Below are 10,583 nucleotides of genomic sequence, written 5' to 3'. Positions count from 1 at the left end.
CCGAAGTTGTGAGGTTGCCAACCAAACACTGATATCGCCGGACATCTAACGCAATCAATATGAACCGGGTCCTCCGGCTCGGCGGCTGGGCGCTGCTCGGGCTCGTGCTGCTCTGGGTCGTCGCCGAGATCGTCAGCATCGTCCTCGGAATCGTCTCGTGGGTCGTGAGCACCCTCGTCTCGCTGCTTGTGGTCGCGGTCCTGCTGTACCTCGCCTACCTAGCCGTGTCGCGGCTGTTCGGCGGGAGCGGCGGGAACTCCCGGTCGCGGTCCCGCTCGCGCGAGCGAGAGAAGATATACGAATAGCTCCGCACCCGAGGAACCCGCCGGCCGTCAGGGCGACTGCCGGACCGACCGCCGGACGACGCCCGCGACCCGCGCGCTCGTCGGCGGCGTCGCCCGCGCCAGCGCCCCCGCCATCACGTACTCCCCGAGCTCGTCCGCTACGGCGGTGACCGACACCGTTCCGTCGCCGTCGTACCTCGACAGGTCCCGGTCGGCGTAGGTGATATGACCGGCCGCGTTCCCGATCACTCGGCGATTCAGATGCCGATAGTCGTCTTTTCGCAGTCCTTTTTCCAGCGCCGCGACCGCGTCCGCCCGAATCCCCCGCGCGTCGGCCGCGGACTCGACGATGACGTGCTCGCCGGCCTCGACCCGCCGGAGGAGCGCGTTCAGCGCCCGGATCCGCACCAGGATTCCGTGGGCCGCCAGGACCGCGCTCGCGTACTCGTCGGCGGTCCGCGCCCGGTCGACCGCGTCGTCGTGTTCGAGGTCGGTCGCGAGTCGCCGGATCGCCTCGCCCGCCGGGGTTCCGTCGACGTCGCGAGAGACGAACGACGACGGTTCGGTCGGGTCGCCGTCCGGAAGCTCTCCTCGGCGAGGACCGACGAGCGAACCGAGCGTCTCGACCGCCGCGATGAAACCGGCGCGGAGGCTTCGGCTCCCGTCCGCGGTCGCCGTTAGTCGGTCGTAGAGGTGGCCCGCGTCGTCGAGCGAGGCCCGCGCGAGTTCGATGTCACCGGCGAGTTCGCCGACCGCGACGGGGTTCTCGCGGCCCGAACGCTCGCCGGCCACGACGCGCTCGGCCCGGTTCACCGCCGCGTCGAGGTGGGTCTCGATCTCGGCGTGGACCACCACCGCCCGAATCGGGTCGGCCCCGTCGTACGACCACCGCGAGCGGAATCGGTCGGCGGCGTCGAACAGCGACCGCCCGGACTCGCGGACGTCCGCCCGGGTGAGGTCGGCGTCGATGGCCTTCCAGCCGGCCGCCACCGCGCGGGCCTCGCCGCGGGCGTCCCTGACCGTCTCCATCGCGCCGAGCGGCGACGCCGCCTCGTCCACCGATTCGACCGCCGTGCGGGCCCGCTCGTGCTTCCGGGCCAGGTCCTCGCGGATCGCGCCGTTGGGGATCTCCTCCTCTTCGAACGGCGCCGGAACCGACGCGAGCAGGTCGCGCGCGCGAGCGATGCCGTCGTCCAGGTAGGTCCGGCGTATCTCGACCGGCACCGTCTCGGGGACCGACGGCGGGTCGGTCGACGGAATCTCGGCGAGCGCCGCCCGGTCGACCTTCGGGGGTTCGCCGTGCAGGACCTTCTGGGGGTCGGGGAGGCCGCAGCCGGCGAGCGAGGCGGCGCCGGCGAGCGCGAGGAACCCCCGCCGCGTCGAGCGAGCGGCCCGCCGCGCCGACCGGTCGGTCATCGCTCGGCCTCCGTTTCTGGGTTCGCTGTGGTGGTGCCGGCCGTCGCGGACTTCGCGTCGGCGCTCGTCGGTGTCGTCTCGGCGGCCGTAGTCGCCCTCCCCGTTTCGGTCGGTGAATACGACCCAGGGGTCGCCCGCAGGTACGGCGGGTAAGTGCAGCCGCCGCTGCTCATCCCGGAGCCGTGGCTCGACACCTCGTCGGGGTCGAGCGCGTCGGGAATTCGAATCAGCCACGCCGTCCGGTCGGTGGCGTCGGTCCGGCACGAGACGTCGGCGTCCCGGTAGTGGCGCCCGTACCGCGTGTCGATCTCGGTGGCCGACCAGGTGACGTAGCACAGCTCCAGCGCGAAGCACTCCGAGACTGTCTGAGGGTCGAGGTACAGCGTCTCCTCGTCGAAGTCGGTCTCCGCGACGAATCGCCGGGCGTCTGCCGCGCCGTCGACGTCGGCGAACCGCAGCCGGTCGGCCCGGCTCCGAGACGCCACGATGACCCACCGGGTGGAGCCCGCCGGCGGGTCCGACGCGGCGGCGGCGTCAGAGGAGTCTGACGCGGCGGCGTCACCGGACCCGGACGCGTCGTCCGGCGGGAGCCACGCGAGCGGGCCGGCCTCGTCGGAGCTCCGGAGAACGGCGGCCTCGGGGTTCCGTGCGACGTTCTCGGGACGGTGCTCGCCGGGTGCCGAACCGGTGTCGGTCGTCGACTCGCTGCAGCCGGCGAGGCCCGAGAGGAGGGCGGCCGCGCCGGCGAGGAGGCGTCTCCGGGGGAGGGCGGACATGACGTTCCGAACCCCTCGGCGCGCTGGCATCAACGTTCCGGAGTCGGAGCAGCGCCGGGTCCCGGTTGTCAGCCACACTTAACTCCCCCTACGGCGTCAGTTCCCGTATGACCTCGAAGTGGCGGCAGTTGCTGCCTCAGATGCTGATAATGCTGGTCCTCTACGTCGTCGGCGTCACCGCGCTGGGGCTCGCCGGCGTGGAGGGGTTCGTCCCGAGCGTCGTCGTCGCGCTCGTCGTCGCCTTCGGCTACCCGGCGGCGCTCCGGTCGCTCGGCCGCGAGCCGGACGTCTGGAAGCGGTGAAGGCGACCCGGCAGCGCGACGAGCCCGGTCCGTTCCGTATCGGCGACCGGACGCTGGACCGCCGAACCGGCCGCGCGGTCATCACAGCGGTCCAACAGGTTCCGCCTACGCCGACGACAGACGGACCATAACAAAACGCGTCCGTCCCCGAGTGCCACGCATGCGGACCCTCGCAGCGGCACTGGTGGCGCTGCTCGTCGGCGCGAGCGTCGCGGCGGCCGTCCCCGCGGCGACGACCGGCGACGCGGCGCCACGAGAGATCCCCGAGAAGCGAGACGCACAGACGGGCGACGCGCCCCACTCGACCGACCCCGAAGCGCACGCCGGCGACTCCGGGCCCTCCGATGCTCTGGCCGGCGACTCCCCCGAGGTCCCGGCGGTGAAGCCGCCCGAGCTTCCACAGCAGTGGCGCCGGACCTACGGCGGGAGCAGCGACGACATGTTCGCCGACGCGGTCCGGACTGACGACGGCGGCTACCTGCTCGCGGGCTGGACCGGCGAGGATCGCGACGGCTGGGTCCTCAAGGTCGACGGCGACGGGCTGAAGCAGTGGTCGAAGACCCTCGGCGGGCCCGGCACCGACCGGTTCTGGGGCCTCGCGAAGACCGACGACGGCTACCTGCTCGCCGGCCGGACCGACGCCGACGGGGCGAAGGGCTGGGCGGTCGAGGTCGGGCCGGACGGCGAGGTGCGCTCGAACCGCACCCTCGGCACCGGCGCGTTCTACGCGGTCGAGCGCCGGACCGCCGGGAACGCCACCGACTACCTGCTCGCGGGCTGGACCTACGGCGACGGCGCCCGCGCCGGCTGGACGGTCGGGCTCTCGGCCGACCTCTCGACGGCGTGGGAGGCCAGTCACGCCACCCCCGAGAGCCACGGCGACGGCTACCTCCGGGCGGTCGTGCCCACCGACTCGGGCTACTACCTCGCCGGGAAGGCGGTCGGCGACACCGACGACGGCTGGGCGCTCCGGCTCGCGGCCGACGGGAGCCGCGAGTGGCAGAGCGTCGTCGGCGGCCCGAGCAGGGACGACGTCTGGGCCGCCGCGCCCGCCTCGCGCGACGGCAACGCGTCGGCCGGGTTCGTCCTCGCGGGCGAGACCGAGAGCGACAGCACCGGCCCGCGCGACGGCTGGGTGGTGAAGTTCGGCGCCGACGGCGAGGTCGCGTGGGAGCGCCGGCCCGGCGGCGAGGGCACCCAGTGGCTCGACTCGGCGATGCGGACCGAGGAGGGCTACCTGTTCACCGGCGGGTCGGACGCCGGCCCGAAGGCCAGCGCCGACGGCTACGTGGTGACGACCGACGCCGCGGGCGAGACCCGGTGGGAGACGTACGTCGGCACCGACGGCTGGGACAAGCCGTGGCCCGCCATCCGGGCCCACGACGGCGGCTACCTGTTCGCCGGCCAGACCGGCGGCGCCGGCGCCGACGGCCGCGACGGCTGGCTGGTCCGCGTCGGCGGGTCGACCGGCGAGGCCGACAACACCCCGACCCCGCCGGACGACGGGAACGAGACGACCACAGGGGACACGACGCCCGGCAGCAACACGACCAACGAGGCGATGCGGGGCGACACGGCCACGGCCACCGCGTCGTCCGACGGCCCCGTCCCCGGATTCGGGTTCGGGACGGCGCTGGTCGCCCTGCTGGCGGCCGCGCTGCTCGCCGGCGCCCTGGTCGCCGCCCGGCGGTAGGCCGGGACGGGTCGTCCGCGCAATCCCCAGCGCGCCCCTCCCCACGATAAGCTCGGCCTACCGCCCGAACAGGCGCGGGCAACGCGGCGTTACGCGGGGCTTGCTTCCCCATAACAAAGGGCGGATGCAGGTTACTCCCGGGGAGAGACACAATGACACGGGGGGAGGGAGACGACACGAGGCGGCGAGCCGACGTACTCGTTCTCGCGTGGCTGCTGGTCGCCAGCAGCATCGTCGGCGCGAGCGGGGTCACGCTCGCGGCCGGCGGAGCCGCGCGGGCGGTCGGGGCCGGTGCAGGCGGACAGCCGGGAGGTCCCGGCCCGGCGCCCACGGGCGCGAACGCGGTCACGGCCGCGTCGAATCCGGGCGAGGTGCCTGCCGGCGGGAATGTAGCCGGCGCAGGGCCGGACGGCGTTCCGCAAGGCGCGTCGTCGAATTCGAACGCGAACGGGAACCCGGCGGGCGCGAATGGTAGCATCGCCAAGGGGACGGGCGGCGCGCAGGACGAGGACACGAGGTGCGGCCGCGGCGCGATTCCCCGCGGGCCGGTCGGGTCCGCGAACCTCTCGGACGCCGACGCCGAGCTCACGGGCGCGGCGAGCAACGACCGCGCCGGGTGGTCGACCGCAGCGGGCGACGTGAACGGCGACGGGGTGGCCGACCTGCTCGTCGGCGCGCCCGCGAACGACTCGGCCGGCGACGAGTCCGGGGCGGCCTACCTCTTCTACGGTCCGGTCAACCGGAGCGACGTCGACGTCTCGGAGGCCGACGTCACCTTCCGCGGCCGGGCGGCCGGCGAGCGCGCCGGCTTCGACGTCGAACTCGGCGACCTGAACGACGACGGCCTGGCCGACGTCGTCATCGGCGCGCCCCTCGCCGACGCGAACGGCCGGAACTCTGGGTCGACCTACGTGGTGTACGGCAGCGAGAGCCTGCCGGGCGTGGTCTGGATGGAGTACGCCGCGGCGACGTTCCACGGCGAGTCGGCGGGCGACCGCGCGGGGTGGTCGCTCGCGACGATGCCCAACGCGAGCAACGGGACCGCCGGACTGCTCGTCGGCGCGCCCCAGCACGACGGCGTGGCTGACGACTCGGGCGCGGCCTACCTCGCGTACATGCCCCGGGTGGGCACCTACAGCCTCGCGTTCGCTAACGCGACCTACTACGGCGTGGCCGAGGGCGACTACGCCGGCTCGGACGTCGCGGCGCTCGACGCGAACAATGACAGCGCAAGTGACGTGCTGATCGGCGCGCGCGGCAACGACTCGACCGCGCCGGACGCGGGCGCGGCCTACCTCCAGCACGGCCCGCAGTTGGAGGGAGCGTCGCTGCTCGTCAACTCGCCGGTCACCTTCCGGGGCGCGGGCGAGGGCGACCAGGCCGGGTTCGCGGTGGCCGACGCGGGCGACCTGAACGGCGACGGCCGCGACGACGTCGCGGTCGGCGCGCCGTTTCACGACGTTCCGGTCGAGGACGCCGGCGCGGCCTACGTGGCGTACGGCGGCGACGTCCCGCGGACGGTGAACCTCTCCTCGGAGGCCGACGCCGCGCTGCCCGGCGAGGGCGAGGGCGACTACGCCGGCTGGTCGCTCGCGAGCGCGGGCGACGCCAACGGCGACGGCTACGGCGACCTGCTGGTGGGCGCGCCGTTCAACAACTCCACCGCCGCCGACGCCGGGGCGGCCTACCTGCTCTACGGCTCGCGCATCGCCGAGCGCCACGCGCTGTCGGGCGCCCACGCCAAGTTCCGCGGCGAGTCCGAGAGCGACCTGGCGGGCTACGCGCTGGCCAGCGGCGACCGGAACAACGACTCGGTGGCCGACCTGTTGGTGGGCGCGCCGTTCGCCGACGCGGGCGAGGAGGCCGACGGGGCCGACAACACCGGCATGGGCTACGTCGTCGACGGCGACTGCCCGCAGAAGCCCACGAAGACCGAGACGACCACCACGCCCCTGCCGCCGACGCCCGAATGCAGACCGGGCAGGCCCCTCGACGTGATGCTGGTGACCGACCGCTCCGGGTCGATGGAGGGCGAGCCCCTCGAGGCGGCCAAGCTGGCCGGCAGCCGGCTCGTGAACGCGGTCGACCGGCCGAACGACCGGCTCGGGCTCGTGTCGTTCGCCGAGTCGGCCCGGGTCGACGAGGAGCTGACGGACGACCGCGCGGAGGTCGTCGACGAGATCGAGGATCTTGAAGCCGACGGCTACACCGACATCGCCGAGGCGCTGAGCACGGCGAACGACGAACTGGAGGACGACCAGCGCGAGGACGCCCAGTCGGTCATCGTCCTGCTGTCCGACGGCGAGCACAACCAGGAGGGCGACCCCGCCGAGGTCGCGCGGGAGATCAAGCAGGATGGGACGCGAATCATCACCATCGCGCTCGGCGAGGAGGCCGACGAGGGGCTGCTGCGGCGCGTGGCGTCCTCGGGCGAGGACTTCTACGACGCGCCGTCGCCGAACGACCTGGTCGGCATCTACGACTCCATCACCCAGGAGATCTGCGAGGACCCCGAGCCCGAGACGGACACGACGACCGAGACGACCACCACGACCGCGACGACGACCGAGACGCCGGAACCCCTCCAGATCCGGGTGGCGTTCGACTGCCGGCGGGTGACGGTCGCGACCGAGCAGTACACTCGGGTCGTCCTCACCTTCGCCAACGGCGACACCCAGACGTTCTCCAGCGTCTACAGCGGGCGCAACACCTTCTCGGGGACGGGCGGGAACGACGGGGAGGTGATCACCCAGATCAAGGTGTTCAACGGGCCGGACAGCTTCGTCGTCCGGCGAAACGACACAAGCGGCTGCGAGCCCGAGGAGGAACCGGACGAGCCGTTCGTCCCGAGAATCTTCTTCACGAGCTGCGAGCGGGCCGTGGTCCAGGCCGAGGCGTTCCAGTCCGTGACGCTGACGTTCGCCGACGGCGACCGCCAGACCTTCCGCGGGGACTTCCGGGACCGCGCGCAGTTCGTCGGCACCGGCGACAACCAGGGCGAGGTCATCGAGTCGGTCGCCGTGCGCGGACCGGACGGTGAATCGGTCACCAGACGGAATCCGAGCTTCGAGGCCTGCGCGGACCCGGATACGACGACCACAACGACTACGACTACCACCACGACCGAGACGCCCCGGCCGCTCGACCCGAGCTACGACTTCGACTGCGCGAAGGTCGCGGTGAGCGCCGCCCGGTACGACGCGGTGACGCTGGTCTTCGAGGACGGCGACCGCCAGACCTTCCGCGGCAGCTTCCGGGGCCGGAACGTCTTCTTCGGCACGGGCGAGAACCGCGGCGAGGTCGTCGAGCGCGCGATAGTCAAACGCGACGGCGAGTCGGCCTCGCAGCGCAACCCCGACTTCCAGGAGTGCGTCGAGCGGGACACGACGACCACCACGACCACGACGCTCGACCTCCCGACGACCACGACTACGACGACCACCACCACGACGACCACCGCGGAGGCGCCGGGGCCGCCGCCGAACGCCCGGGCCGGGAGTCCGGACTGCGGGCGCCTGCGGCTCCAGAACCCCTCGACCGAGCGCATCACCTTCTCGGTGACCGCCGCGTCGGGGCTCACCAAGGTCGTCATCCTGAACCCGGGGCAGGTCGAGACGTTCGACGTCCCGCCGGGCACCTACCGGGTCCAGGCGAAGGCCGGCGGCCTGGTCGAGCCGACCCGGCCCGCCACGGTCAACGGCGACCAGATCGCCACCATCCAGGTCGAAGCCTGCCCGACGCCGACGACCACGACGACGACCGAGACGACGACCACGACAGAGGAGCCCACAACCACGACGACGCAGACGACCACGACGGAGGAACCCACGACGACGGCTACTGAGACCACCACGACGACTGAAACCCCGACCACCACGACCGAGACCACGACGGCGGCAGAGACGCCGACGAACACCACGGCGGAGGAGACCACCACGACGGAGGGCGCCGAGGTGACGACGACCGACGAGACGACCACCCGAGCGACGCCCGAAACCATCGCGGAGGAGACGACTACGACGACGGCAGAGACGACGACCACAACCGCCGAGGCGCCCGCACCGCCGCCTGACGTCGAGGCGCGCTCGGAGGAGTGCGAGTCGCTGACCCTCGCGAACCCGACCGACCGGAACGCGACGTTCCAAATTACTGGGCCGGACGACTACGACGAGGCGGTGACGGTCGAGCCCGGCGAGAACCGGACGCTCGCGAACCTGACGCCCGGTGACTACTCGGTCTCGGCGACGGTGCCGACAGCGGACGCGGACGGCGAGGAAGACCAAGCGACGCGAAACGCAACCGTCAACGGCGAGGAGTCCGCGACCGTGAGCGTGGCCGACTGCCCGGACGTCGACGTGGCGTCGACCGCGCCCGAATCGCTGACCGTCGAGAATCCGACCGACCTGAACGTGACCGTCAACGTCACCGGGCCGGACGACTTCGCCGAGACGCTGGAGCTCGAACCCGGCAGCGAGACGACGCTGGACGACCTGCCGGCGGGCAACTACACGGTGAGCGCGCGGACCGGCCTCGCGGGCGAGCCGCCGGGCAAGGCGACCGTCAACGGGCAGGTAAACGTCACGGTCGCCGTCGCGGCGGCGCCAGCGACGACCACGACCGAAACGACGGAGGCAGCCGAGACGACCACCACGACGACCGCCGAGCTCCCGCCGCTGACGACGGAGACCACCACGACGGCCGAGGCGACCACCACCGAGGAACCTACCACCGCCGAAACGACGACCGAGACGCCAACCGAGGAACCGACCACGACGACTGAGGCACCCACGACGACAACCGAGGAGACGACCACCACCGAGGAGACCACTACCGAGGAGACGACAACGACGACGGAACCCGAACCCGTGAACGTCGTCGCCGAGAGCCCGGACTGCCAGTCGCTGACGCTGACGAACGAGGGCGACCGGGAAGTCGACGTCGCGGTCACCGGACCGGGCGACTTCGCCGAGGCGGTGACCGTGCCGCCCGGTGAGCCGGTCGGCCCGACCGACCTCGAACCCGGCGAGTACGTCGTCCGACCGGCGGAGGAGGGCGTGACGGTCAACGACAGTGCGGAGGTTTCGGTCGACGTCGCGGAGTGTCCGGTCGCAGCGGAGGAGGACACGACGACCACGACCGAGGAGCCCACGACCACCGAGACCACGACGACGACCGAGACGCCGACGACTACGACCACCGAGGAACCCACTACCACCGAGACGACTACCGAAACCACCACGACCACGGAGGAGCCGACCACGACCACCACGACGGAAACCACGACCACGACCGAGACCCCGACGACGACAACCGAGACGACTACGACCACGGAAACCCCGACCACCACCGAAACCACGACCACGACCACCACCGAAACGACGACTACGACCACCACCACGACCACGACCGAGACCCCGACGACGACAACCGAGACGACTACGACCACGGAAACCCCGACCACCACCGAAACCACGACCACGACCACCACCGAAACGACGACTACGACCACCACCACGACCGCGACTACGACCACCACCACGACCGCGATACCGGAGCCGACGATCACGCCGCGGCCGGTCGCCGGCTACCCGACCTGCGATGAGGACGCCGGGCTGGAGCACGCCCTGACGCTCGCGTACGAGGACGGCGAATTCGGGAGCGAGAACGCCACCGAGGTCGCGCAGAACACCTTCGAGTTCGAGGTCGAGGGCGAGACCTACCGCGTCGAACTCGCGAACGTCGAGCGCGACGGCGGCGGCGGTGACCCGGTATCGGTGACGTTCGACTCGACGCTCCGGGTCGACGCGGTCATCGTCCGCAGTGAGACCGGCGGGAACGTCTACGCCTTCCCGGAAGGCGTCTCCGAGCGGGCGGACCTCCAGGCACCGACCAGCGAGGACACCGGACAGCCGTTCGCCATCCGGGAAATCTCGTTCTGCTACGACCCCGCTACGTCGAACGCCGCGAGCGCGTCCGGGGCCCCGTCGGGACCGCCGACCCCGCTCGCCGCGAGCGAGGCCTCCGTGGCGGTCGGGGCGGCCGCCGCGGGGATGCTGGTCGCGCGACGTCGACGCGGGGAGCCGTAGCACTCCTCGCATTTCGCGCGGCGTCG

The 10,583-nt window shown here is 72.3% G+C and carries 6 protein-coding genes; 4 read left to right on the top strand and 2 right to left on the bottom strand.

Features of this window, described 5'->3' with window-relative positions:
• The first annotated feature begins 59 nt into the window (after positions 1 to 59).
• Positions 60 to 305 carry a hypothetical protein gene (locus DVR07_RS19025; protein ID WP_115798904.1) on the top strand — a complete coding sequence of 82 codons (246 nt, stop codon included), beginning with the start codon at positions 60 to 62 and terminating at the stop codon, positions 303 to 305.
• Positions 306 to 332: 27 nt separating this feature from the next.
• Here DVR07_RS19025 and DVR07_RS19020 read toward each other — a convergent pair whose 3' ends face one another.
• On the bottom strand, positions 333 to 1,700 hold the full coding sequence (locus tag DVR07_RS19020; RefSeq protein WP_115798903.1) for a hypothetical protein: 1,368 nt from the start codon (positions 1,698 to 1,700) through the stop codon (positions 333 to 335).
• Positions 1,697 to 2,476, bottom strand: a complete 780-nt coding sequence (locus tag DVR07_RS19015; RefSeq protein ID WP_115798902.1) for a hypothetical protein — start codon at positions 2,474 to 2,476, stop codon at positions 1,697 to 1,699. The genes DVR07_RS19020 and DVR07_RS19015 overlap by 4 nt, the downstream gene beginning before the upstream one ends.
• A gap of 107 nt (positions 2,477 to 2,583) precedes the next feature.
• Between DVR07_RS19015 and DVR07_RS19010 the strand changes: the two genes are divergently transcribed.
• From DVR07_RS19010 to DVR07_RS22225, 3 genes are all read left to right on the top strand, one after another.
• A complete protein-coding gene (locus DVR07_RS19010; protein WP_115798901.1) occupies positions 2,584 to 2,778 on the top strand; it encodes a hypothetical protein in 195 nt (64 codons plus the stop codon).
• A 160-nt stretch (positions 2,779 to 2,938) separates the two neighbouring features.
• Complete coding sequence (locus DVR07_RS19005; protein WP_115798900.1) at positions 2,939 to 4,471, top strand: hypothetical protein; 1,533 nt, start codon at positions 2,939 to 2,941, stop codon at positions 4,469 to 4,471.
• Between the two features lie 152 nt (positions 4,472 to 4,623).
• On the top strand, positions 4,624 to 10,557 hold the full coding sequence (locus DVR07_RS22225) for a VWA domain-containing protein (RefSeq protein ID WP_165881773.1): 5,934 nt from the start codon (positions 4,624 to 4,626) through the stop codon (positions 10,555 to 10,557).
• Positions 10,558 to 10,583 lie beyond the last annotated feature (26 nt).

This window comes from Halorussus rarus (genome assembly GCF_003369835.1).
GTDB classification, from domain to species: domain Archaea; phylum Halobacteriota; class Halobacteria; order Halobacteriales; family Haladaptataceae; genus Halorussus; species Halorussus rarus.
The sequence above is the reverse complement of the archived record's forward strand: the minus strand, read 5'-3'. Positions and strand labels throughout refer to the sequence as shown.

Coding starts and splice junctions, on each gene's coding strand:
- DVR07_RS19025 (WP_115798904.1), top strand. CDS start 60: ATGAACCGGGTCCTCCGGCTCGGCGGCTGGGCGCTGCTCGGGCTCGTG.
- DVR07_RS19020 (WP_115798903.1), bottom strand. CDS start 1,700: ATGACCGACCGGTCGGCGCGGCGGGCCGCTCGCTCGACGCGGCGGGGG.
- DVR07_RS19015 (WP_115798902.1), bottom strand. CDS start 2,476: ATGTCCGCCCTCCCCCGGAGACGCCTCCTCGCCGGCGCGGCCGCCCTC.
- DVR07_RS19010 (WP_115798901.1), top strand. CDS start 2,584: ATGACCTCGAAGTGGCGGCAGTTGCTGCCTCAGATGCTGATAATGCTG.
- DVR07_RS19005 (WP_115798900.1), top strand. CDS start 2,939: ATGCGGACCCTCGCAGCGGCACTGGTGGCGCTGCTCGTCGGCGCGAGC.
- DVR07_RS22225 (WP_165881773.1), top strand. CDS start 4,624: ATGACACGGGGGGAGGGAGACGACACGAGGCGGCGAGCCGACGTACTC.